The sequence below is a fragment of the Variovorax cryoconiti genome (genome assembly GCF_051216395.1).
Taxonomy (GTDB): Bacteria; Pseudomonadota; Gammaproteobacteria; order Burkholderiales; family Burkholderiaceae_C; genus Variovorax.
Genome location: NZ_JBPJZI010000002.1, coordinates 120,011 through 141,892, shown reverse-complemented (window position 1 = coordinate 141,892; position 21,882 = coordinate 120,011). Strand labels below are relative to the sequence as shown.

The 21,882-nt window shown below is 67.8% G+C and carries 21 protein-coding genes; 10 read left to right on the top strand and 11 right to left on the bottom strand.

Annotated features, from left to right (window positions below):
* Positions 1–5 precede the first annotated feature (5 nt).
* The 4 genes from accC to ACSFA2_RS05435 all read right to left on the bottom strand — a co-directional run bounded on the left by accC (position 6) and on the right by ACSFA2_RS05435 (position 3,056).
* Positions 6–1,355: an acetyl-CoA carboxylase biotin carboxylase subunit gene (gene accC / locus ACSFA2_RS05450; RefSeq protein ID WP_435454300.1), complete on the bottom strand. Its 1,350-nt coding sequence runs from the start codon at positions 1,353–1,355 to the stop codon at positions 6–8.
* A gap of 2 nt (positions 1,356–1,357) precedes the next feature.
* Complete coding sequence (gene accB, locus ACSFA2_RS05445; RefSeq protein ID WP_435454299.1) at positions 1,358–1,813, bottom strand: acetyl-CoA carboxylase biotin carboxyl carrier protein; 456 nt, start codon at positions 1,811–1,813, stop codon at positions 1,358–1,360.
* A gap of 104 nt (positions 1,814–1,917) precedes the next feature.
* Positions 1,918–2,466: a TlpA family protein disulfide reductase gene (locus tag ACSFA2_RS05440; protein ID WP_435454298.1), complete on the bottom strand. Its 549-nt coding sequence runs from the start codon at positions 2,464–2,466 to the stop codon at positions 1,918–1,920.
* A complete protein-coding gene (locus ACSFA2_RS05435) occupies positions 2,463–3,056 on the bottom strand; it encodes a hypothetical protein (RefSeq protein ID WP_435454297.1) in 594 nt (197 codons plus the stop codon). Before ACSFA2_RS05435 ends, ACSFA2_RS05440 begins: the two co-directional genes overlap by 4 nt.
* Positions 3,057–3,124: 68 nt before the next feature.
* On the opposite strand from ACSFA2_RS05435, the gene mpl reads away from it, so the two are divergent.
* Positions 3,125–4,531 carry a UDP-N-acetylmuramate:L-alanyl-gamma-D-glutamyl-meso-diaminopimelate ligase gene (gene mpl, locus ACSFA2_RS05430; protein ID WP_435454296.1) on the top strand — a complete coding sequence of 469 codons (1,407 nt, stop codon included), beginning with the start codon at positions 3,125–3,127 and terminating at the stop codon, positions 4,529–4,531.
* A 2-nt stretch (positions 4,532–4,533) separates the two neighbouring features.
* Positions 4,534–5,037, top strand: coding sequence for a cupin domain-containing protein (locus ACSFA2_RS05425; protein ID WP_435454295.1), 504 nt, complete (start codon positions 4,534–4,536; stop codon positions 5,035–5,037).
* Between the two features lie 24 nt (positions 5,038–5,061).
* Here ACSFA2_RS05425 and ACSFA2_RS05420 read toward each other — a convergent pair whose 3' ends face one another.
* From ACSFA2_RS05420 to ACSFA2_RS05400, 5 genes are all read right to left on the bottom strand, one after another.
* Positions 5,062–6,180 (bottom strand): 3-deoxy-7-phosphoheptulonate synthase, encoded by a 1,119-nt coding sequence (locus ACSFA2_RS05420; RefSeq protein WP_435454294.1) that lies wholly within the window; start codon positions 6,178–6,180, stop codon positions 5,062–5,064.
* A gap of 221 nt (positions 6,181–6,401) precedes the next feature.
* Entirely contained in the window at positions 6,402–7,862 is a 1,461-nt protein-coding gene (gene tldD, locus ACSFA2_RS05415) for a metalloprotease TldD (protein WP_435454293.1), read from the bottom strand.
* A gap of 77 nt (positions 7,863–7,939) precedes the next feature.
* Positions 7,940–9,094 carry a rod shape-determining protein RodA gene (gene rodA / locus ACSFA2_RS05410; RefSeq protein ID WP_435454292.1) on the bottom strand — a complete coding sequence of 385 codons (1,155 nt, stop codon included), beginning with the start codon at positions 9,092–9,094 and terminating at the stop codon, positions 7,940–7,942.
* 32 nt (positions 9,095–9,126) lie between these two features.
* The gene (locus tag ACSFA2_RS05405; protein WP_435454291.1) at positions 9,127–10,950 is read right to left on the bottom strand and encodes a sensor histidine kinase; all 1,824 of its coding nucleotides are present in this window, start codon (positions 10,948–10,950) and stop codon (positions 9,127–9,129) included.
* 20 nt (positions 10,951–10,970) lie between these two features.
* Positions 10,971–11,726: a response regulator gene (locus tag ACSFA2_RS05400; RefSeq protein ID WP_435454290.1), complete on the bottom strand. Its 756-nt coding sequence runs from the start codon at positions 11,724–11,726 to the stop codon at positions 10,971–10,973.
* Positions 11,727–11,858: 132 nt separating this feature from the next.
* Here ACSFA2_RS05400 and ACSFA2_RS05395 point away from each other — a divergent pair, with 132 nt between their 5' ends.
* The 6 genes from ACSFA2_RS05395 to ACSFA2_RS05370 all read left to right on the top strand — a co-directional run bounded on the left by ACSFA2_RS05395 (position 11,859) and on the right by ACSFA2_RS05370 (position 19,233).
* Positions 11,859–13,961, top strand: a complete 2,103-nt coding sequence (locus ACSFA2_RS05395; RefSeq protein ID WP_435454289.1) for a carboxypeptidase regulatory-like domain-containing protein — start codon at positions 11,859–11,861, stop codon at positions 13,959–13,961.
* 78 nt (positions 13,962–14,039) lie between these two features.
* Positions 14,040–14,627 (top strand): YqiA/YcfP family alpha/beta fold hydrolase, encoded by a 588-nt coding sequence (locus ACSFA2_RS05390; protein ID WP_435454288.1) that lies wholly within the window; start codon positions 14,040–14,042, stop codon positions 14,625–14,627.
* 51 nt (positions 14,628–14,678) lie between these two features.
* On the top strand, positions 14,679–16,739 hold the full coding sequence (locus tag ACSFA2_RS05385) for a ribonuclease catalytic domain-containing protein (protein ID WP_435454287.1): 2,061 nt from the start codon (positions 14,679–14,681) through the stop codon (positions 16,737–16,739).
* Positions 16,740–16,761: 22 nt separating this feature from the next.
* Positions 16,762–17,622, top strand: coding sequence for an energy transducer TonB (locus tag ACSFA2_RS05380; RefSeq protein WP_435454286.1), 861 nt, complete (start codon positions 16,762–16,764; stop codon positions 17,620–17,622).
* Positions 17,623–17,627: 5 nt separating this feature from the next.
* Positions 17,628–18,467: a shikimate dehydrogenase gene (gene aroE, locus ACSFA2_RS05375; protein ID WP_435454285.1), complete on the top strand. Its 840-nt coding sequence runs from the start codon at positions 17,628–17,630 to the stop codon at positions 18,465–18,467.
* Positions 18,468–18,471: 4 nt separating this feature from the next.
* On the top strand, positions 18,472–19,233 hold the full coding sequence (locus tag ACSFA2_RS05370) for a transglycosylase domain-containing protein (RefSeq protein WP_435454284.1): 762 nt from the start codon (positions 18,472–18,474) through the stop codon (positions 19,231–19,233).
* Here ACSFA2_RS05370 and ACSFA2_RS05365 read toward each other — a convergent pair.
* Both ACSFA2_RS05365 and ACSFA2_RS05360 read right to left on the bottom strand, forming a co-directional pair.
* Positions 19,230–19,757 (bottom strand): GNAT family N-acetyltransferase, encoded by a 528-nt coding sequence (locus tag ACSFA2_RS05365; RefSeq protein ID WP_435454283.1) that lies wholly within the window; start codon positions 19,755–19,757, stop codon positions 19,230–19,232. The two genes, ACSFA2_RS05370 and ACSFA2_RS05365, sit on opposite strands and share 4 nt — an antisense overlap.
* Entirely contained in the window at positions 19,754–20,158 is a 405-nt protein-coding gene (locus ACSFA2_RS05360) for a ribosomal maturation YjgA family protein (protein ID WP_435454282.1), read from the bottom strand. The genes ACSFA2_RS05365 and ACSFA2_RS05360 overlap by 4 nt, the downstream gene beginning before the upstream one ends.
* A 20-nt stretch (positions 20,159–20,178) precedes the next feature.
* Here ACSFA2_RS05360 and ACSFA2_RS05355 point away from each other — a divergent pair, with 20 nt between their 5' ends.
* Complete coding sequence (locus tag ACSFA2_RS05355; RefSeq protein WP_435454281.1) at positions 20,179–20,826, top strand: lysophospholipid acyltransferase family protein; 648 nt, start codon at positions 20,179–20,181, stop codon at positions 20,824–20,826.
* Positions 20,823–21,872 (top strand): phosphatidate cytidylyltransferase, encoded by a 1,050-nt coding sequence (locus ACSFA2_RS05350; RefSeq protein ID WP_435454280.1) that lies wholly within the window; start codon positions 20,823–20,825, stop codon positions 21,870–21,872. Before ACSFA2_RS05355 ends, ACSFA2_RS05350 begins: the two co-directional genes overlap by 4 nt.
* The last annotated feature ends 10 nt before the right edge of the window (positions 21,873–21,882 follow it).

Sequence of the window (21,882 nt, the reverse complement as noted above, 5' to 3'; positions counted from 1 at the left end):
GCGCGTCACCGGGCTCGCGCCGCAAGCCACTCTTCGAGGTAGTGGATGTTGGTGCCGCCGGCCATGAACTTCGCATCGACCATCAGCTCGCGGTGCAGCGGGATGTTGGTCTGGATGCCTTCGATCACGGTCTCGTTGAGCGCGGTGCGCATGCGCGCCATCGCCTGCTCGCGCGTGTCGCCGTGCACGATGATCTTGCCGATCATCGAGTCGTAGTTCGGCGGCACGAAGTAGTTGGTGTACACGTGCGAATCCACGCGCACGCCCGGCCCGCCCGGCGGGTGCCACATCGTGATGCGGCCCGGCGACGGCGTGAACTTGTAGGCGTCTTCGGCGTTGATGCGGCATTCGATCGAATGGCCGCGCATCTCGATCTGGCGCTGGGTGAACGGGAGCTTCTCGCCCGCGGCCACCATGATCTGCGTCTTCACGATGTCGATGCCGGTGGTGAATTCCGTCACCGGGTGCTCGACCTGCACGCGGGTGTTCATCTCGATGAAATAGAACTCGCCGTTCTCGTAGAGGAACTCGAAGGTGCCTGCACCGCGGTAGCCGATCTTCTTGCAGGCGGCGACGCAACGCTCGCCGATCTTCTCGATCAGCTTGCGGGCGATGCCCGGCGCCGGCGATTCCTCGATCACCTTCTGGTGGCGGCGCTGCATGGAGCAGTCGCGCTCGCCCAGGTACACCGCGTTCTTGTGCTTGTCGGCGAGGATCTGGATCTCGATGTGGCGCGGGTTCTGGAGGAACTTCTCCATGTACACGGCCGGGTTGTTGAAGGCCGCACCGGCTTCCGCCTTGGTCATCTGGATCGCATTGACCAGCGCCGCCTCGGTGTGGACCACGCGCATGCCGCGGCCACCGCCGCCGCCCGCCGCCTTGATGATGACCGGGTAGCCGATGGCGCGCGCGATGCGCTTGTTGGTGGCGGCATCGTCGGACAGTTCGCCTTCCGAGCCCGGGACGCAGGGCACACCGGCCTTGATCATCGCCTGCTTGGCCGACACCTTGTCGCCCATGATGCGGATCGATTCAGGGCTCGGGCCGATGAACTGGAACCCGCTCTGCTCGACGCGTTCGGCGAAGTTCGCGTTCTCGCTGAGGAAGCCGTAGCCCGGATGGATCGCCTCGGCGTCGGTCACCTCGGCGGCCGAGATGATCGCCGGCATGTTGAGGTAGCTCAGCGCTGACGGTGCCGGGCCGATGCACACCGCCTCCTGCGCCAGCTTGACGTACTTGGCGTCGCGGTCGGCTTCCGAATAGACCATCACGGCCTTGATGCCGAGTTCGCTGCAGGCCCGTTGGATTCGAAGTGCGATCTCGCCGCGATTGGCAACCAGAATCTTCTTGAACATGGTCACGCGATGATGAACAGCGGTTGGCCGTATTCGACCGCCTGGCCGTTCTCGCCGAGGATCTGCATCACGGTGCCGGACTTGTCGGCCTCGATCTCGTTGAGGATCTTCATGGCTTCGATGATGCAAAGCGTGTCGCCCTCTTTCACCTGCGCGCCGATTTCCACGAAGGCCGGCGAGCCGGGGCTGGAGGACCGGTAGAAGGTGCCGACCATCGGCGACTTGACCGTGTGGCCGCTCGGCACCGGTTCGGCGGCGGGCGCCGGCGCGGCAGCGGTCGCAGCCACTGCGGCCGGCGCGGCGACCGCAGGCGCAGCCGCCGATTGAACGTATTGCACCGGTGCCGCTTCACCGGCCTTGACGATGCGGACCTTGCCTTCGGCCTCGGTGATTTCCAGTTCGGAGATATTCGACTCAGACACCAGATCGATCAGTGTCTTCAACTTGCGCAGATCCATGGGACTCCATTGCCGGCTGTGCCGGTCGTTCCGGATTGAACTCACCTGAAAATCGGCTTATTTCGGCGTTCACACGCCAAGTGCCGGGTTGTATCGGCGAGATTCTAACTGTGAAGTTCTGCGCGCTGCCAAGCATCCAGGTCGGCAGGCAGCAACTGGCCCATCTTGCGGGCCACTACGCTGCCATTGGCTGCTAAAACCAGCGTAAAAGGCAGGCCACCGCCGGTATTTCCCAGTTCCCGAACCAGTTCGGTGCCGTCCAGCCCCGTGATGCCGATGGGAAAAGACACGGGCGTACGCGCCAGGAACTTCTTCACCGCGTCGGGCCGGTCAATGGCCAAGCCTACCACTTGCCAGCCATTGGCCCGCTGATCGCGGTAGAAGCGGTCAACCATCGGCAGTTCCTCGATGCAGGGCGGGCACCAGGTTGCCCAGAAGTTCAACAGCAATGGCTTGCCCTTGAGCGAAGCCATCTGTAGAGACTGGCCGTCGGGCTGCTCGAAGCGCGACGCCCAGAAGCCGGCGGACAACTGCTCGCCCATGGTTTCAGTCGGCGCCGAGTGGCGCCACCAGGCTGCGCCAGCGCCCGCCACGGCTGCCGCGGCGGCCACGCCACCCAACATCCAGCTTCGCCGTGTCGATGACGACGTCATGCGGGGTCCTTTTCCATCAGGCGACGCAGTGCCTGCAGATCCCCACGGGGCGTGCGCCCTTGTGCATCGGGCTTGAGCGCGCCGCGCAGATCGTCGAGGTCGTACACCAGAAGGTGCACGCCGATTTCCTCGCCGAGCGCGCGGCTCATCGCATGGACGCTCAAGGCCTCGACCTGCTCACCATGGAAGCCGACCACCATGCGCGGCTCGTAATCGACGTGATGGTCGATCAGTGCGATCTCGGCCGACTTGCAGTCGTCGCAGAACAGCTGGATGTAGACGTCCGACAGCCGGGTCGCGGTGCCGTGCCACACCGCGCCACCCACGTGCGGGCGGAAGGAGGCCATGCGCTCCATCCATTCCAGCGCGAGCTGGCGCAGCGCGTGCAGTTCCTTGGGCTGGGTGTCGGCGCAGAACAGGGCGATGTAGTCGCGCACCTCCGCCTCGACCTCGTCGTTGTGCGGCAACGCGGTGCGCGCCGACAGGCCCAGGTCGCGCAGGGCGCGGCGCTTGGCCGGGCCGTACTCCAGCCCCTCCTCGACCACGAGGCGGGCGGCTGTGGCAGCGATTTCGCGCTTCGACGTGTCCATCCGGGCATTCTGCCCGCACTGCAGCATTCCATGGAAGTGCACGGGGGGAGCATCCCTAGAATCGACCGATGCACATTCACATCCTCGGCATCTGCGGCACCTTCATGGGCGGCGTCGCCGCACTGGCGCGCGAAGCCGGCCACCGGGTGACGGGCTGCGACGCCGGCGTCTACCCGCCCATGAGCGACCAGCTGCGCGCACTCGGCATCGACCTCATCGAAGGCTTCGGTGCGGACCAGATGGCGCTGGCGCCCGACATGTTCGTCGTCGGCAACGTCGTCTCGCGCGCACGCCTGCCCGACGGCGCGCCGAAGTTCCCGCTGATGGAAGCCATCCTCGATGCCGGTGCGCCCTACACCAGCGGGCCGCAATGGCTGGCCGAGCATGTGCTGCAGGGCCGGCACGTGCTGGCGGTCGCGGGCACGCACGGCAAGACGACCACCACGTCGATGCTGGCGTGGGTGCTTGAACGCGCCGGCCGGGCGCCCGGCTTTCTGGTCGGCGGCGTTCCGCTCGATTTCGGCGTGTCGGCGCGGCTGGGCCAGGGGCCCGCCTTCGTCATCGAGGCCGACGAGTACGACACCGCCTTCTTCGACAAGCGCAGCAAGTTCGTCCACTACCGGCCGCGCACCGCCATCCTCAACAACCTCGAGTTCGACCACGCGGACATCTTCGACGACCTTGCGGCCATCGAACGCCAGTTCCACCACCTGGTACGCACCGTGCCCGGCACCGGCCGCGTGGTCGTGAATGCAAACGAAGACAGCCTGCAGCGCGTGTTGGCACAGGGCTGCTGGAGCGCGGTGAGCGGCTTCGGCACGAGCGGCCCGAGCGCGGAATGGCAAGCCCGTGGCGCGCACGATGCCTTCGACGTACTTCGCCACGGCGAGCCGGTCGGCCGGGTCGACTGGGCGCTGTCGGGGGAGCACAACCAGATGAACGCGCTGGCCGCCATCGCCGCCGCCGACCACGTGGGCGTGTCGCCGACCGAAGCGGCCACCGCGCTGGGCAGCTTCCGCAACGTGCGCCGGCGCATGGAGCTGCGCGGCACGGTCGAGCGCGACGGCGGCGCGATCACCGTGTACGACGACTTCGCGCACCACCCCACCGCCATCCGCACCACGCTCGACGGCCTGCGCCGCAAGCTGGACGGCGAGGGACGGCGTGGCGACCGCATCCTGGCGGTCTTCGAGCCGCGCAGCAACACCATGAAGCTGGGCACCATGGCCGCGCAACTGCCGTGGAGCCTGGCGGCGGCGGACCTGTCGTTCTGCCACAGCGGCGGTCTGGGCTGGGATGCGGCATCGGCTCTCGCGCCGATGGGCGACCGGGCGCGCGTGGTCGACGCCATCGAGCCGCTGGTGGTGCAGGTCGCGACCGCAGCGCGGGCAGGCGATCACATCGTCTGCATGAGCAACGGCGGCTTCGGCGGCGTGCACGACAAGCTGCTGGCCGCGCTGCGCCCCCGGGACTGACCATGACGCGGGTACGGCAACTCATCGAGACCCTCGAACTGCAGCCGCATCCGGAAGGCGGCTGGTACGCCGAGGTCTTTCGTTCAGCGGCCAGCGTGACGCCGTTTGACGGGCGACCGCCGCGGTCGGCCTTGACGAGCATCTATTTCCTGCTCGAGGCCGGTCAGCATTCGCGCTGGCACCGCGTGACGTCCGACGAGGTGTGGGTGCATCTGGAAGGCGCGCCGCTCGCCCTGTGGACCGCCGATGCGGCGCTGCGCACCGCGCCGGCACACACGCGGCTCGGGCCGGTCGATGCGCACGGCACGCGTCCGCAGCACGTGGTGCCCGCCGGCCAGTGGCAGGCCGCCGAGCCGATCGCCACCCACACCGCCGGCGACTATGTGCTCGTGGCCTGCATGGTCGGGCCGGGCTTCGACTTCGCCGACTTCTCGCTGATGCCCGAGGGCAGCGAGGAAGCCGCCCTCATGCAGCACCACTGGCCCGAACTCGCCCGGCTGATCTGAGCGAGCGTCGCGCCAAGAGCGCGATCAGCCGCGGCGGCGCTTCACCGCTTGCGACAGCGTGTCGAGCACGGCGGTCGAATCGTCCCAGCCCAGGCAGGCGTCGGTGATGCTCTGGCCGTAGGCCAGGCCGCCGATCGAATCCTTGCCCGGCGTGAACTTCTGGGCACCGGCGCTCAGGTGGCTTTCGACCATCACGCCGAACACGTTGCGGCTGCCGCTGGCAATCTGATCCGCGATGTCCTGCGCCACCTCGATCTGCTTCTGGTGCTGCTTGGAGCTGTTGGCGTGGCTGCAGTCCACCATCAGCGTCGGCGGCAGCTGGGCCGCCGCGAGGTCACGGCAGGCGGCGGCGACGCTCTCGGCGTCGTAGTTGGGCGCCTTGCCGCCGCGCAGAATCACGTGGCAGTCCTTGTTGCCGTTGGTCTGCACGATCGCGACCTGGCCGTTCTTGTGGACCGACAGGAAATGGTGGCCGCGCGCCGCCGCCTGGATGGCATCGGTCGCGATGCGGATGTTGCCGTCGGTGCCGTTCTTGAAGCCGATGGGTGCAGAGATGCCCGACGCCAGTTCGCGGTGCACCTGGCTTTCGGTGGTACGCGCGCCGATCGCGCCCCAGCTGATCAGGTCGCCGATGTACTGCGGCGAGATCACGTCCAGGAACTCGCTGCCGGCCGGCAGGCCGATCCGGTTGATGTCGATGAGCAACTGGCGCGCGATGCGCAGCCCTTCGTCGATGCGGAAGCTCTCGTCCAGGTACGGGTCGTTGATCAGCCCCTTCCAGCCGACGGTGGTGCGCGGCTTCTCGAAGTACACGCGCATCACGATCTCCAGTGAATCGGCGTACTTGTCGCGCTGCACCTTGAGGCGGCGTGCGTACTCCAGCGCTGCGGCCGGGTCGTGGATCGAACACGGCCCCATCACCACCAGCAGCCGGTCGTCGCTGCCAGCCATGATGTTGTGGATGTTGCGACGGGTGCCGGTGATCAGCGTTTCCACCGCGGTACCGCGGATCGGGAAGAAGCGGATCAGATGTTCAGGAGGGGGGAGCACGTTGATGTCCTTGATGCGTTCGTCGTCGGTTTCGCTGGTTTTTTCGACGCGCGCATACCAGCTGTCGCTGGTGGGTGCGGAGGGATGGGTCATCGTGCGGCTCCTGGGTCTAGGGTTCGGGGATCAAAAGGGCATAAAAAAACCGCCGGGGCGTGAGCGCCGGCGGTCTTTGGAGGGTGTACGTTTGTCTTACGCGCTCGCCTCTAGGCCGCCGGAGATCCGGAACCAAAAGTACGAAAAATAGAAAGCGGCGCGTTGCGACATAGGGCGCGAATGTAGCACGGGTTTCAGAGAATGCGCGTTGTGTCGGGGCGTCAAGCAGTGCCGCCGACCGTGAGGCCGTCGATGCGCAGCGTCGGCTGGCCGACGCCCACCGGCACGCTCTGGCCTTCCTTGCCGCAGGTGCCGACGCCCGAATCCAGCGCCATGTCGTTGCCGATCATGGTCACGCGCGTGAGCGCATCGGGGCCGTTGCCGACGATGGTCGCGCCCTTCACCGGGTACTGGATCTTGCCGTTCTCGACCCAGTAGGCCTCGCTCGCCGAGAAGACGAACTTGCCGCTGGTGATGTCGACCTGGCCGCCGCCGAAGTTGGTGGCGTACAGGCCCTTCTTGATGCTGGCGACGATTTCCTTCGGGTCCTTGTCGCCGCCCAGCATGTAGGTGTTGGTCATGCGGGGCATCGGCACGTGGGCGTAGCTTTCGCGGCGGCCATTGCCGGTGGGCTTCACGCCCATCAGGCGGGCGTTCATCGAATCCTGGATGTAGCCCTTGAGGATGCCGTCCTCGATCAGCACGTTGCGCTGGCTGGCGTTGCCTTCGTCGTCGACGTTGAGCGAGCCGCGGCGGTCGGCGATGGTGCCGTCGTCGAGCACGGTCACGCCCTTGGCCGCCACGCGCTGGCCGATGCGGCCCGAGAAGGCGCTGGAACCCTTGCGGTTGAAGTCGCCCTCCAACCCATGGCCGATGGCTTCGTGCAGCAGGATGCCGGGCCAGCCGGAACCGAGCACGACGGTCATCTCGCCGGCGGGTGCAGGACGCGCCTCGAGGTTGGTCAGCGCGGCCTTGACCGCGTGGTCGACATACTCGGCGATGTGCTCATCGTCAAAGTAGGCCAGGCCGAATCGGCCACCACCGCCACCGGAGCCGATCTCGCGACGGCCGTTCTGCTCCGCGATCACCGTCACGGACAGGCGCACCAGCGGACGCACGTCGGCAGCCAGCGTCCCGTCGGCGCGCGCCACCAGCACCACGTCGTATTCGCTGGCGAGGCCGGCCATGACCTGCGCGACGCGCGGATCGCGGCTGCGGGCCAGCTGCTCCACCTTTTCGAGCAGCTTCACCTTGGCGGTGCTGTCGAGCGTGGAGATCGGGTCGACCCCGTTGTAGAGCGAGCGGCTGCCCGCGATCTTGCGCGTCGGCACCTTGGCCCGGCCGCTGCGCGTGGCCGACGAGATGGCGCGCACCGTGCGCGCCGCGTCGAGCAGCGACGCCTCGGAGATGTCGTCGGAATAGGCGAAGGCCGTCTTCTCGCCGCTCACCGCCCGCACGCCGACGCCCTGGTCGATGCTGAAGCTGCCGGTCTTGACGATGCCTTCTTCCAGGCTCCAGCCTTCGCTGCGGGTGTACTGGAAGTAGAGGTCGGCGTCGTCGACCTGATGCGCCTTGATCTCGGCGAGCGCCTTCCCGAGGTGGGACTCGTCGAGCCCGAAGGGCGTGAGCAGCAGCTGCTGCGCAATGGCGAGGCGTTCGATGGTGGGTTCGCGGGAGATCATGAAAGCATTATTGCTCGCCCCCAGGCTGCGCGGCAGGGACACGCCTGCTTCGCCTGCCCCTCGCCGGGGCAATGGCCTCAGCTCTGCGCCAGCTTCCTGGCGCGCGAGATCGACATCAGGATGCCCAGCGCCAGCCCCAGCGTGACCATCGCCGTGCCGCCGTAGCTGATGAAGGGCAGCGGCACGCCCACCACCGGCAGGATGCCGCTGACCATGCCCATGTTCACGAAGGCGTAGGTGAAGAAGATCATGGTCACCGCCCCGGCCAGCAGGCGCGAAAACAGCGTGGGCGCGTCCATGGCAATCGCCAGGCCACGGAAGATCAGGAAGATGAAGGCGCTGATCAGGAACAGGTTGCCCGCCAGGCCGAACTCCTCGGAATAGGCCGCGAAGATGAAGTCGGTGGTGCGCTCCGGGATGAATTCCAGGTGCGTCTGCGTGCCCTGCATGAAGCCCTTGCCGCCCACGCCACCGGAGCCGATGGCGATCATCCCCTGGATGATGTGGAAGCCCTTGCCCAGCGGGTCCTTGGTGGGGTCGAGCAGCGTGCACACGCGCTGTTTCTGGTAGTCGTGCAGCACCCGCCAGTCGACGCCGTCGGCGCACAGCTTCGACTCGAAGCCGACGATCAGGGTGACCGCCAGCACGCCGATCAGCACCGGCGGCACGATCAGCTTCCAGCTCAGGCCGGCGAAGAAGATCACCGACAGCCCAGCCGCCAGCACCAGCAGCGAGGTACCGAGGTCGGGCTGTTTCATGATGAGGCCGATCGGCACCGCCAGGAGCACCGTCGCCACCACGAAGTCGAGCGGCCGCAACTGGCCCTCGCGCCGCTGGAACCACCAGGCCAGCATCAGCGGCATGGCGATTTTGAGGATCTCGCTCGGCTGGATCACCATGCCGACGTTGATCCAGCGCCTGGCGCCTTTTTTGGTGATGCCGAAGATCGCCACCGCGATCAGCAACGCCACGCCCACGGTGTAGAGCGGCACCGCGAAATGCATCAGCCGCTGCGGCGGCACCTGCGCCACCACGAACATGATGAAGCCCGCCAGCAGCATGTTGCGGCCGTGGTCCATGAAGCGCGAACCGTGGTCGTAGCCCGACGAATACATGGTCAGCAGCCCGGCACAGGCCAGCAGGAACACCGCGAACGCGAGGAAACCGTCGAAGCCCTGGAAGATGGGCGCGATGCGGCGCGCGAACGAGGGTTGGTTGAAGACGGCCGACATGGGCGCGAATTATCGACGCCCGCGCCGCTTTCTCAGGCGAAATCGACCTGGACGACCGTGCGGCCGGGTCGGCTTTGCACGGCGATCGTCGCGCCGATCGCCGCGGCCCGTTGGGCGAGCGCGCGCGGAACCTTCGTCGCGTCGAAGCCGACGCCGTCGTCGATGACGCGGATGCGCACCGCGGCATCAGCCGTCGCCGCCTCGATCCGCAGCACGCCGGCCTGCGCGTGCTGCAGCACGTTCGACACGGCTTCGAAGAGCAGGAATTGCAGCTGCCGCATCAAGGGCGCGTCCAGGCGCGGCAGCAACGGCAGTTCATCCACGGCCCATTCGAGCGCGATGCCCGAACTGGCGAAGCGGGGCTCGAGCCGGTAGCGCAGGCCGGCCAGCAGTGCCTGCACATCGCCCGGCGGCAACTGGATCGAGTCGATGGACAGCTTCAACTGGTCCAGCGAATCGCGCAGCGTGCGCAGCACCTCGGGATGACTGGCATGGCCGGACTGCAGCTGGCGAATCGCCGAGCTGATGTGCGAGCCGACGCCGTCGTGCATGTCGCGCAGGATGCGCTCGCGCTCGCGTGTGCGCTCCTGTTCGCGCGCGGCGCGTTCCAGGTGGCCATAGACCGACGCCAGTTCGCGCTCGCGGTCGGCCACGCGAACGGCGAGCGTGCGCAACAGGTCGCGCGACTGGGCGCTGGCGTCGCGAAAGCGCATCAGCACCACGCCCAGCAACGCCATGCCGAAGAACAGCGAGGTGTAGCGCACCCAGGTCGTGTCGCCATAGGCGTCGCTGACGCGGATGACGACCCAGTCGCGCACCGCCACCACCAGGGTGAGGGCCAGCGCCGACGCCACCAGCACCCGTGCGGCCGTCGGCCGCCTGACGGTCGCCCCCAGGAAGAAGAGGACGTAGGCCGTGACCGCGGCGATCTCCAGCGCCAGCCAGCCGGTCAGCCAGAAGGGCTCGGCCCGTGTCAGGGCCACATAGCAGGCAAGAACGGGAACGGTGAAGACGACAGCCACCGCGCGTCGCAGCCACTGCATGCCGGGCCGGTCCTGCCAGCCGGCGAGATGCTGGCAGAACATGACGCAGGAACCGGCCCAGCCGGAATAGCACGCCGTCATCAGCACGCCCCAGGCGACCCACGGCAGGGGTGGCTCGCGGATGGCGCCGTCGGCCACCCGCAGCGCCCAGCAGAATTCCGCCAGCGCCGCCCACAGGTACAAGGGCTCGCGTCGCGGCCGGCCTGTGCCGGTCGTATCGGCCTGCGTGAACCACAGCGCCAGCGAAATGGCGCCGACCACGACGCTGAATGCCGACAACAGCACGGAGCCCGTGAAGCGCCACGCGTACGCGGATGCGAACAAGGTACCGCGGATCGGCACGGCCGGCCCGATCGTGGGCACCGACAGCCCGGCGCGGCGGCCGGAGTCGGCGCGGATATGGATCTGCAGCACGTTGTCGCCCGGCAGAAGCAGGTGGGCCGGTATTGGCAGGTAGATCGGCGCCTTGGCGTAGTCGGCGCCGTGCGGACGCGCGAGGTCGCCGTAGGTTTGCAGCACGTGGCCGTTCAACGCGACGTCGAAGGCGCTGCCCACGCGCGGAATGAACAGGCCCCACGGCTCGGCCGGTGTCTCCGCCACACGGAAGGGCAGCGTGAAGCGCGCCTCGCCCGGCCGGCCCTGGTGCATGCGGTCCCAGTGGTAGGGCAGCGTGACCGCGGCTTCTTGCGTGCGGCCATCGACGCTGCTCACGACGGTGCCGCTGCGCAGCGTGTGCAACGGCGCGCTCGACCCGTCCGCGGCGGCAGCGCTGGCCCCAACGGCGGCGAGCACCAGCAGGACGAAACGCCACATCGCCCGCATCCGGCCCACGCTCAGCCCGGGTGGCGCAGCAACCCGAGCCGCGTCGCTTCGAACACCGCCTCGTTCTTCGAATGCACCGCCAGCTTTCCGTAGAGGTTCTTGATGTGCGTCTGCACCGTGTGCACGCTCAGCGACTTGAGCCGCGCGATTTCCGCGTAGGAGAAACCGCGGGCGATGAGGGTCAACACCTCCTGTTCGCGTGTCGACAGCAGCGCCGGTGCGTCGGCCCTCGGCACGGCCGGCGGGGCGACGGCCGCCGCCACCTCGGCCTGTGCCCCGGCGCTGGCCGCCGAATGCAGAAGGCGGTACTTGGCCAGCACACGGCGCGCGATCATGGGCGAGATGGGCGACGCACCGGCCTTCATGTCGAGGATGGTCTGGGCGATGTCCTCGGGCGGTGCGTCCTTGTGCAGGTAGCCGACGGCGCCGGCCTCGATGCTCGCCAGCACGTTGTCCTCGTCGCCGAAAACCGAGATCACGAGCGGCTCGCACTGGGGGAAGCGGGCCACCGTCGCACGGATCACCTCAAGCCCGCTGCCGTCGGGCAGTCCCAGATCAGCCAGCAGAACATCCGGCGCTTCGACCGACGCGGCCAGCCATTCCAGCGCCTCGCGCACTGTGCCGAGGCCGGCCATCCACCGAAGACGGTCGCTCGCGCGCACGCTCTGCTCGAAAAAGCCGCGCGCCCGCATGTCGTCCTCCACGACCAGCACTTGGAACGGCCTCCCCAGGCCCGTTGATACCGCGGTATTCATCGGCGAGAGCATAGGTCGCGAAACACTTGGAAATCTTTCGTTACTCACTGATTCATGGGATGTGCCATCGGCTCATGGCACAGACACTGGCGCCGGCTGCATGTAACAGCCCTGCAACAAATCAATCTGAGGATCGACATGACAATGAACACGAGAACCCGTGCGGGTCTGGCAGCCGCGCTGCTGCTGTCACTGGCCGCATGCGGTGGAGGAGGAGATGGCGGATCCAGTGCCGGACCCGGCACGGGGACCACGCCCCCGGTGACCGAGCCGGTCGCGACCCAGGCCACGCTGGGCGGCGTGGCCGCCACCGGCGCGGCCTTCGCGGGCGCCACCGTCACCGTCACGGACCAGACCGGCGCCACGGTCTGCGCGACCCAGACCGACGACAAGGGCGCCTACAGCTGCACCCTTCCCCTCAGCACCAAGGCGCCGCTGGTCATCAAGGCCAGCCGCGACGAGCTGAGCTTCTACAGCACGACGGCCAGCGCCGGCAGTGGCACGGCCAACGTCACGCCGCTGACGACCATCGTCGTCTCGCAACTGTCGCCCGACGGCAATCCGGCCAGCCTGGCCGGCGCGATCACCACCCAACCGGAAACCGTCACTTCCACGACGATCCAGGCCCAGGTGAGCGAACTCATCGCCGCGCTGCAGCCGCTGTTGACCGCGCTGAACATGACGATCGATCCGATGTCCGGCGCCTTCGTCGCCGACGGCACCGGTCAGGACAAGCTGCTCGACACCATCTCGGTGAGCGTGCTGCCGAACGGCACGTCGGCCAACATCGAAATCACCGTCAAGACGATTCCGGCCAGCGACGGCGCCGCGCCGATATCCATCGCATTCAACACCGCCGACGCCACCACGCCGACCTTGCCTCCCATCACTACAGCGGCCGTCGCGCGTACGCCGACGCCGGCCGTGGTCGCTGCGCTGTTCGATCGGCTGACCGCCTGCTACGCCCTGCCGCTGTCGCAGCGCGTGGGCGGCTCCGGTGCCACCGCGCAGGGGGGCGGTGCGGTCAACGACACGACCAACGCGATCGGGACCGCGGTCAACGTGATCGCGCCGGCCTGCAAGACACTGTTCCTCGGCGATGACCCGGCCACGTTCTACAGCAACGGCTACTACGTCGGCCGCGACGCGAACAACAACGGCTCGTTCGCAGGCGTCTTCCGCCAGGGCGCGACCGGCGTGAAGTTCGACCGCGGCAATTTCGAGTTCGTGCGCAGCTCAGGCGACTTCGTGCTGAGCTACCGTACGACCGACCGCTTCGGCGGCACCGACAACGACACGATCATCGCGCGCAACGTGGATGGCGTGCTCAAGCTGGTCGGCAACAACTACGACTACCGCGCCTCGGTACGGCCTTACTCGGAAGACCGTGAACTGGTCAACGCGCCCAACTTCAGCTCGTACACGACGGGCTACAACATCTCCATCGACAACAAGACGGTGTCCAACGCATCGGTCTTCACGAAGGTCGAAGTCACCTCGCCGTTCAGCGCAACGAAGATGGTCTTTTATCCGCAGTCGGGACTTTCCTTCCTGGCCTTGAGCAAGGACGGCACGAACGCATCGGGCCAGCTCCTCTCGACCAGCATCGTCCGCCTGGCTGGCGAGTTCCAGGACAAGGCCAACACGGGTTCGGTGAGCGCCGCAGAGACCGGCATCTATTTCGTGTCGCCCAACTACACCGAGGCACAGCTCAGCGCGATACAGAACCAAAGCGTCTGGCAGCTGGAATTTTTCCCGACGAGCGGCCCTTCCGTGGTCCAGACCTACCGCACCGTCTCGCGGGCGCAGACGATCGGCGAGATCCGGCAGCTCGCCTTCGTTCAGGCCACGCCCGTGCAGAAGGCGGAACTGATCGCAGGAACGAGCGCTACGGGACGCTATACCTTCGGCGTTCCGAGCGTGGGCGACCCGAACATCATCGACTTCAGCAGTGAAGGCGACCTCGACGCGTGGTTGCTGCCGGCAGGTGCGCTGGCGCCCACATCGTTCAGCGTGATCGGCCGGGGCCCCACCAACGCGTCGTTCAACGACAGCACGAGCCTCACGAGCACACAGCGCAAGGGCATCATCTATTGCTCCAAGCAGGGCGGCTCCGATGTGCATTGCGACCCCACCCTCACCAGCCAGTATGCGGAGGGCAGCTCGTTCAACCTGCTTGAACTGTGGGCGCGCAATTCGCGGCAGGTCGAGGTGAGCAAGAAACTCGCGCTCTACAAACTCCAGTAGCATTCGATGCCACAGCAGCCCCGCACCCGCGGGGCTTTTTTATTGCCAGAATCCACCAGCCATCACCACAAGCGTCCGATGCCCACCACCCATCTCCTCTATCTGCACGGCTTCCGCTCGTCGCCGCGGTCGATGAAGGCCCGTCTGGTGGCCGAACGCGTGGCGCGGCACCACCCGGGCGTGCACTGGTGGTGCCCGCCGTTGCCGCCCTCGCCGCGCGAAGCGATGGACATGGTCATGCGCGGCATCGACCCCTGGCCACGCGACAGCATGGCCGTCATCGGCTCGTCGCTGGGTGGCTTCTACGCGACCTACGTTGCGGCCATGACGCGCTGCCCGGCGGTGCTGCTCAACCCGGCCGTCGACCCGGCGCGCGACCTGGCCCGCTACATCGGCGACCAGACCGCCTGGCACGACCCCGCGCAACACTTCTACTTCCGGCCCGAGTTCATCGAAGAGCTTCGTACGCTGGAAGTCGGCACGGTCACCCGGCCCGAGCGCATCTTCGCCATCGTCGCCAAGGGCGACGAGGTGCTGGACTGGCGCGAGATGTCGGCCCGCTACCCGGGCAGCCGGGTACGGCTCCTGGAGGGCGGCGACCATGCGCTGTCCGACTTCGAGTCGAAGCACCTCGACGCCGTCCTGCGCTTCATCGATCCGGTCTGACGCCGGGGCCGCCGGCGCCGGTGCCGGGTGGCCCATGGGACAATCGCGCCCATGTTTGTATTGTTCGAAGAAGCCGGCAAGTACCTCGGCGGCCGCGTGTTGTCGGAGGCCGAAGCATCGGCGCAGGTCGAGCTCGACACCGGGAAGCGGGTCAAGGTCAAAAGTGCGCACATCGTGCTGCGCTTCGAGAAGCCGGCCCCGGCCGAGCTGATCGCCCAAGCCCGCGCGCTCGCCGCCGGCATGGACCTCGACCTGGCCTGGGAATTCGCGCCCGAGGGCGAATTCGCCTTCGCCGACCTGGCGACCGAGTATTTCCAGGCCAACCCCTCGCTGGTGCAGCAGGCCGCAGCGCTGTATGCGCTGTTCGAGGCGCCGCACTACTTCCGCCGCGCCGGCAAGGGCCGGTTCAAGAAAGCCCCGGCCGAGATCATCCAGCAGGCGCTGGTCGCGATCGAGAAGAAGAAGCAGGTGCTGGCGCAGATTGCCGACTGGGCGGCACAGCTGGTGGCGGGCGAATGCCCGGCCCCCGTGCGCGAGCAGCTCTACAAGATCCTCTTCAAGCCCGACAAGAACGCGCCGGAGTACAAGGCGGTGGTCGAGGCCTCGCGCACCGCACAGCGCGCGCCGCTCGACCTGCTGGAGCGCGCCGGCGCCATCGATTCGGCCTACCAGTTCCACTGGAAGCGCTTCCTGTTCGAGAACTTCCCCAAGGGCACGGCCTTCCCGCCTGCGCTCAGCGCGCCGGCCATTGCGGACGACCTGCCGCGCGCCGACGGCGTCGAGGCCTTCTCGATCGACGATTCGCAGACCACCGAGATCGACGATGCGCTGTCGGTGCAGGGCCTGGGCACGGGCACAGTCACGGTCGGCGTGCACATCGCCGCACCCGGCCTGGCCTTCGCACCCGGCAGCCCGCTCGACCAGGTGGCGCGTGCGCGCATGTCCACCGTCTACATGCCGGGCTACAAGATCACCATGCTGCCCGACGCGGTGGTGCAGAGCTACACGCTGCTCGAAGGCGGAGACCGCCCGGCCGTGTCGCTCTACGCGCGCTTCGACGAAGCCACGCTGGAACTGCAGGGCACCGAGACGAAGATCGAGCGGGTGCCGATCGTCGCCAACCTGCGGCACGACCGGCTCGACGGTGTCATCACGCAGGCCTGGCTGGAAGACGCTGCAGTGATCAGCGCCGACACGCCTGACATCGTGAGCACGCTGCGCGCGCCGCTGAGCTTCCTGTTTCGCCTGGCCAAGCAGTTGAAGGCGCAGCGCGAAGTCGTGCGCGGCAAGCCGGAGAACTTCAACCGGCCCGACTACAACTTCCGTCTGGTCGGCAACGACGGTGAACCCGAAGGCCACGAGCAGGTGCAGATCAGCACGCGCCAGCGTGGCGCACCGCTCGACCTGATCGTCTCCGAAGCGATGATCCTGGCCAACAGTGGCTGGGGCGGCTGGCTGGGCGAGCTCGGCGTGCCGGGCCTCTACCGCAGCCAGGCCAGCCTGGCGCCCGGCATCAAGGTGCGCATGGGCACCCGCGCGCTGCCGCACGCCGGCCTGGGCGTGAAGAGCTACGCCTGGAGCACCTCGCCGCTGCGCCGCTACACCGACCTGGTGAACCAGTGGCAGATCATCGCGGCAGCCCGCCACGGCAAGACCGCCGCGCTGGCCGCGCCCTTCAAGCCGAAGGACGCCGACCTGTTCTCCATCCTCTCGGGCTTCGACGCGGCCTATGCGACCTACAACGCCTACCAGGGCGGCATGGAGCGCTTCTGGACGCTGAAGTACCTGCAGCAGGAGGGCATCGGCGAACTGACCGCGACGGTGATCAAGGACATCCCGAACGGTGCGCTGGTGCGCGCCGACACGCTGCCGCTGGTGTTCCCGGTGGCCGGCCAGCAGGAACGTGGCGCCCACGTGCGCGTGAAGCTGGGCGAGATCGACGAGATCGCGCTCGACGTGCACGGCACGGTGCTCGAACGCCTCGACGCACCGGCCGATGCGGCCGCGCTCGACGAGGGCGGTGCCGACGAAGAGGAAGAAGTGGCCGGCCCGATCGCCATCGCCGTGGACCTCAACGACAGCGAGACGCCCGCGGAGAACACGCCGGCCTGAGCACCGGCCCGCCGAGAGCGCCATGAACCTCAAAGACCTGAGCACCCTGCAGATCGCCCTCGGCCTGTCGGTGGTGGTGCACGCCGCGCTGCTGGCGGTGCGCTTCGTTGATCCGCAGACGTTCAACCGCGTGTTCCAGGACACGCCGCTCGAGATCATCCTGGTCAACGCGTCGACCAACGAGGTGCCCGACAAGGCGATGGCGATCGCGCAGAAGTCGATGGCCGGCGGCGGCGACCTCGACCGCGGCCGTGCCACCAGCCCGCTGCCGCCCTCCACCTTCACCACCATCGGCGATTCGATGGAGGAAGCCGAACGCAAGGTCGAGGCGATGCAGGCGCAGCAGCAGTTGCTGCTGGCCCAGATCAAGCAGCAGCTCGCCGCGATGCCGATGCCGGACCCGCGCCAGCAGGGCAACCCGAGCGAGGCCAAGGCGCAAGAGGAAAAGCGCCGGCAATTGATCAACCTGCTGGCTGAGATCGAGCGCCGGGTCAACGAAGAGAACGCCCGCCCCAAGAAGCGCTACATCAGCCCCTCGACGCGCGAGGCCGCCTATGCGGTGTACGTCGACGCGCTGCGCCGACGCATCGAATCGCGCGGCACCGAGAACTTCCCCGAAGTCGCGGGCAAGAAGCTGTATGGCGAGCTCACCATGCTGGTCACCGTCAACTTCGACGGCAGCCTGCTGGCCACCGAAGTGGTCGAAACGTCCGGCAACCTCGCGCTCGACCGCCGGGCGCAGGCGATCGTGCGCAGCATCGGCAACTTCGGCCGCTTCAGCGACGCGATGCGGCGCCAGGCCGACCAGATCGTGCTGCCCTCGCGCTTTCGCTTCACGCGCGACGAGACGCTCGAAACGCAGCTGTCGTCACGGCCGAACTGAGCACCATGGACCTGTACTGTGTCATGGGAAACCCGGTCGAGCACAGCCGCTCGCCCTGGATCCACGCCCGCTTCGCCGAACTGACCGGCGAGGCCCTGGACTACGGCCGGCGCCGCATCGAACTCGGTGGTTTCGCCGAAGGCCTGGCTGCTTTTCGCGCCGACCCGGCCGGCACCGCACGTGGCTGCAACGTCACCGTGCCCTTCAAGTTCGATGCACGCGCCGTCGCCCAGCACCTGAGCGAACGCGCCGCACTGGCCGAGGCCGTGAACACGCTGAGCTTTCGCGACGATGGCGTGCACGGCGACAACACCGACGGCGTGGGCCTGGTCAACGACATCCAGCGCAACGCCGGCGTGCCGATCGCCGGGCGCGACGTGCTGCTGATCGGTGCCGGCGGCGGGGCCTCGGGCGTGCTCGGCCCGCTGCTGGCGTCCGGCGCGCGGCGCGTGGTGGTCGCCAACCGGACGCTGGCGAAGGCCATCACGCTGGTGCAGCGCCACGCCGCGCTGGCGCTGGAACACCACGCCAGCATCGAGGCGCAGGAACTGCACACCGTGGACGGCAACTTCGACATCCTGGTCAACGCCAGCGCGTCGAGCCTGTCGGGCGGCGCGGTGCCGGTCGCAGCGTCGGTGCTCAAGCCCGGCACGCTGGCGATCGACATGATGTACGGGCCGGCCGCCGCGGGCTTCCTCGACTGGGCCCGCACGCATCGCGCGGTGCCGCGCGACGGCCTTGGCATGCTGGTCGAGCAGGCGGCGGAAGCCTTCGCGATCTGGCGCGGCGTTCGCCCGCCGGCGGCGCAGGTGCTGGCCGAGCTGCGCGCCCGGGTCGACGGCTAGGCGCATGCGACAGATCGCGCGCTGGCTGTTCTGCCTGGTGGTGGCGGGCCTGGCCCTTCAACTTTTCTTCCTCGGGCGCATCGCGTTCATGGCGGTGGTCGCACCGGAATCGACCGCCTTCCAGCGATCGGAGGCGTGGCAGATCGCGACGAACGGGCGGGCGAACGCGAAGCGCGGCGAGTCGCCCGGCTGGCAGCAGGAATGGGTGCCCTACGAGCGCATCGCCGACACGCTCAAACGCGCGGTGATCGCCAGCGAGGACGCCGAGTTCATCTACCACGGCGGCATCGAATGGGAGGCCATCGAGCGGGCCCGCCAGCGCAACGCCAAGGCCGAGGAGATCGCGGCGCGTCGTGCCGCGCAGGCCCGCGCCCGCGGCAAGGAGCCGGCGCCCGCGAAGATCCGCGGCGGCTCGACCATCACGCAGCAACTGGCGAAGAACCTGCTGCTGTCAGGCGAACGCACGCTGCTGCGCAAGGGCCAGGAGCTGGTGCTCGCGACCGCGCTCGAGCTGCTGCTGAGCAAGCGCCGCATCCTCGAGATCTACCTCAACAACGTCGAGTGGGGCGAAGGCGTGTTCGGCGCCGAGGCCGCGGCGCAGCACTACTTCAACAAGCCGGCGGCGCGCCTGAACGCCAACGAGGCGGCGCGCCTCGCCGTGATGCTGCCGAGCCCCAAGTTCTTCGAGAAGCGCCCTGGCTCGCCCTACGTGAGCGGACGCGCGTCGACCATCATGGCGCGGATGTCGGCGGCCGAGTTGCCCTAGACAGACGGAGTGCCGTCATCGAAAACGATGCGGCAGACGGTGGTGCGGCCCGAGCCGTTCGGTCGCTTCGCAGGCTCGTCGAAGGTATCGATCACCGTGAACCCGGCCTTGCGCATCATCCCGGCCGAGGCGGCGTTCTCTTCATGGCGGTCGATGTAGACCGCGTTCAGGCCCTGCGCCTTCAACGCATCGAGCGCCGCTCGCAACAGGCGGGCGCCCAGCCCTTGCCCGACGGCATCACGGTGCACGACCGCTTCGCACACATAGCCCTGCGGCTGTGCGGTGTGCCCGGCCGGCTGGTAGCGCGCGAAGTGCTGCGTCTGGCAAAAGGTGACGACGCCTTGCACGGCATCGCCTTCCCAAGCGACCACCGCGCCGACCTCCCCTGTCGCGATCTGTGCCACATGCCGCGCCACGTCATCGGGCGGCAGCCAGTTCCACGGGTTGGGACCATGCGTGAGGATCAGGTCGATGAGCGCCAGGATGTCCTCGGCGCGGGCAGGCAGCAATCGTTGCGTCGTCATGCTGCGACTCTACGGTGCTTCCCGCGCTGCTCGACCGAGACGACCGCCACGGCACCGATGGCGTAGGCCAGCACGTCCAGCCAGTCCGGCGTGCTGCCGATGACGACGCGCAACAGCGGGTTCGCGATCTGCCAATGCCCCAGCTGAGCGAGATACTGGCCGAGTTCCAGCGCAGAGCCCACGCCGAAGGCGGCCAGCGCGAGCAGCATCGGCCGCGCCGCCACCACCGTCTTGAACACGAAGTACAGCCAGACCACGGCCAGCACATCACCGAAGAAGCCGCGCAGCCAACCGGCGCGCGCGCCGAAGGTGGCCAGCAACACAAGAAGGACGAAGAGCACCAGCGCGGTGGCGAAGGCACGCGCATCGAAGCGCCCGGCAAGGGCAGGAGGTGTCGTCATGGCCCCGTATCATCGCCGCCATGCTTGCTGCGAAGTTGCTGGGGTGGATGCTGCTGGGCCTGGTGCGTTTGCTCACCGGCGCGCAGGCGCGATGGTGGGGCTGCCCGCCGAAGGCCGAGCAACGCATCTACTTCGCCAACCACCAGAGCCACCTCGACCTGGTGATGATCTGGGCCGCACTGCCCGAAGAACTGCGCAGCATCACGCGGCCGATCGCCGCGCGCGACTACTGGGCCAACACGCCGATGAAGCGCTGGATCACCACCGAGGTGTTCAACGCGATCTATGTGGAACGCGGCGGCACGCCCGCCCCGGCCGAAGAAGGCGCACCGCCGCCCGACCCGATGGCGCCGCTGCAGCCGCTTGTCGAGGCGCTGAAAAGCGGCGACTCGATCATCATCTTTCCCGAAGGCACGCGCGGCCACACCGGTGAACCGCAGAAGTTCAAGTCGGGCCTCTTCACGCTGGCGCAGATGTTCCCGGACGTGGTGCTGGTGCCGGCCTGGATCGACAATGTGCAGCGCGTCATGCCCAAGGGCGAGATCGTGCCGGTGCCGATCCTCTGCTCGGTGACCTTCGGCGCCCCGATCGTGCTGGCGCCTGGCGAAGAACGCCGCGCCTTTCTCGACCGCGCGCGCGATGCCGTGATGGCACTGCGACACGTATGAACGCCTTCCTGCGAAACCTCTCGCCGACCCACCAGGTCGCGGCCCTGTTCCTGATCGTCTTCGGCGTGCTCACGTTGGTGAGCATCGCCACGCTGCTCGTCAGCCTGCGCGAGCGGCGCAACGCGGCCCATGGCGACGCCTGGCTGCGCGAGTTCGCGGATTTCCGCGCGCTGCTGCGCACCACCTGGTTCATGGCGGTGGTGTTCTGGATCGGCTGGGCGCTCGGGCCGGGTGTGGCCACGCTGCTGTTCGCCTTCATCGCCTTCTTCGCGCTGCGCGAGTTCATCACGCTGTCGCCGACGCGGCGCGGCGACCACCGCAGCCTGATCCTGGCCTTCTTCGTGGTGCTGCCGATCCAGTTCATCCTGGTGGGGACCGCGCGCTTCGACCTTTTCACCGTCTTCATCCCGGTCTACGTGTTCATCGCCATTCCGGTGGTAAGCGCACTGGCGAACGACCCCAGCCAGTTTCTGGAGCGCAACGCGAAGCTGCAGTGGGGCATCATGGTGTGCGTCTACGGCTTGAGCCACGTGCCGGCGCTGCTGTTGCTGTCCTTCCCCGACTACGAAGGCAAGAGCGCCTTCCTCGTGTTCTTCCTGGTCTTCGTGGTGCAGACCTGCATGGTGGTGCAGCACCTGATCGCGCGCCGCTTCGCCTACCTGCCGCCGGACGAAGCCGATGTCGCGCGGCGCAGCATCGTCGGGCGCTGGCTGGCGCGCGAGCCTTTCGCACCCCACGTGAGCCGCAGCTTCAACTGGGCCAGCTGGGGCCTGGGCATGGCGATCGCCAGCGTGGTCGGCGCGGCGATGTCCTTCATCACGCCCTTCAAGTTCGGCCAGGCGCTGGCCATGGCGCTCATCGCCTGCGTCGCAGGCTCGATGGGCCACCTGGTGATGAAGGCGCTCAAGCGTGACCGGGGCATTCCGAACTGGGGCCAGAAAGGCGTCGGCGTGACCGGTGCCAACGGCCTCCTGGACCGCGTCGATGCACTGTGCTTCGCTGCGCCCATCTTCTTCCACTCGGTGCGCTGGTACTTCGGCGTCTGACAGCGCCGGG

Coding starts and splice junctions, on each gene's coding strand:
- accC (WP_435454300.1), bottom strand. CDS start 1,355: ATGTTCAAGAAGATTCTGGTTGCCAATCGCGGCGAGATCGCACTTCGA.
- accB (WP_435454299.1), bottom strand. CDS start 1,813: ATGGATCTGCGCAAGTTGAAGACACTGATCGATCTGGTGTCTGAGTCG.
- ACSFA2_RS05440 (WP_435454298.1), bottom strand. CDS start 2,466: ATGACGTCGTCATCGACACGGCGAAGCTGGATGTTGGGTGGCGTGGCC.
- ACSFA2_RS05435 (WP_435454297.1), bottom strand. CDS start 3,056: ATGGACACGTCGAAGCGCGAAATCGCTGCCACAGCCGCCCGCCTCGTG.
- mpl (WP_435454296.1), top strand. CDS start 3,125: ATGCACATTCACATCCTCGGCATCTGCGGCACCTTCATGGGCGGCGTC.
- ACSFA2_RS05425 (WP_435454295.1), top strand. CDS start 4,534: ATGACGCGGGTACGGCAACTCATCGAGACCCTCGAACTGCAGCCGCAT.
- ACSFA2_RS05420 (WP_435454294.1), bottom strand. CDS start 6,180: ATGACCCATCCCTCCGCACCCACCAGCGACAGCTGGTATGCGCGCGTC.
- tldD (WP_435454293.1), bottom strand. CDS start 7,862: ATGATCTCCCGCGAACCCACCATCGAACGCCTCGCCATTGCGCAGCAG.
- rodA (WP_435454292.1), bottom strand. CDS start 9,094: ATGTCGGCCGTCTTCAACCAACCCTCGTTCGCGCGCCGCATCGCGCCC.
- ACSFA2_RS05405 (WP_435454291.1), bottom strand. CDS start 10,950: ATGTGGCGTTTCGTCCTGCTGGTGCTCGCCGCCGTTGGGGCCAGCGCT.
- ACSFA2_RS05400 (WP_435454290.1), bottom strand. CDS start 11,726: ATGCTCTCGCCGATGAATACCGCGGTATCAACGGGCCTGGGGAGGCCG.
- ACSFA2_RS05395 (WP_435454289.1), top strand. CDS start 11,859: ATGAACACGAGAACCCGTGCGGGTCTGGCAGCCGCGCTGCTGCTGTCA.
- ACSFA2_RS05390 (WP_435454288.1), top strand. CDS start 14,040: ATGCCCACCACCCATCTCCTCTATCTGCACGGCTTCCGCTCGTCGCCG.
- ACSFA2_RS05385 (WP_435454287.1), top strand. CDS start 14,679: ATGTTTGTATTGTTCGAAGAAGCCGGCAAGTACCTCGGCGGCCGCGTG.
- ACSFA2_RS05380 (WP_435454286.1), top strand. CDS start 16,762: ATGAACCTCAAAGACCTGAGCACCCTGCAGATCGCCCTCGGCCTGTCG.
- aroE (WP_435454285.1), top strand. CDS start 17,628: ATGGACCTGTACTGTGTCATGGGAAACCCGGTCGAGCACAGCCGCTCG.
- ACSFA2_RS05370 (WP_435454284.1), top strand. CDS start 18,472: ATGCGACAGATCGCGCGCTGGCTGTTCTGCCTGGTGGTGGCGGGCCTG.
- ACSFA2_RS05365 (WP_435454283.1), bottom strand. CDS start 19,757: ATGACGACGCAACGATTGCTGCCTGCCCGCGCCGAGGACATCCTGGCG.
- ACSFA2_RS05360 (WP_435454282.1), bottom strand. CDS start 20,158: ATGACGACACCTCCTGCCCTTGCCGGGCGCTTCGATGCGCGTGCCTTC.
- ACSFA2_RS05355 (WP_435454281.1), top strand. CDS start 20,179: ATGCTTGCTGCGAAGTTGCTGGGGTGGATGCTGCTGGGCCTGGTGCGT.
- ACSFA2_RS05350 (WP_435454280.1), top strand. CDS start 20,823: ATGAACGCCTTCCTGCGAAACCTCTCGCCGACCCACCAGGTCGCGGCC.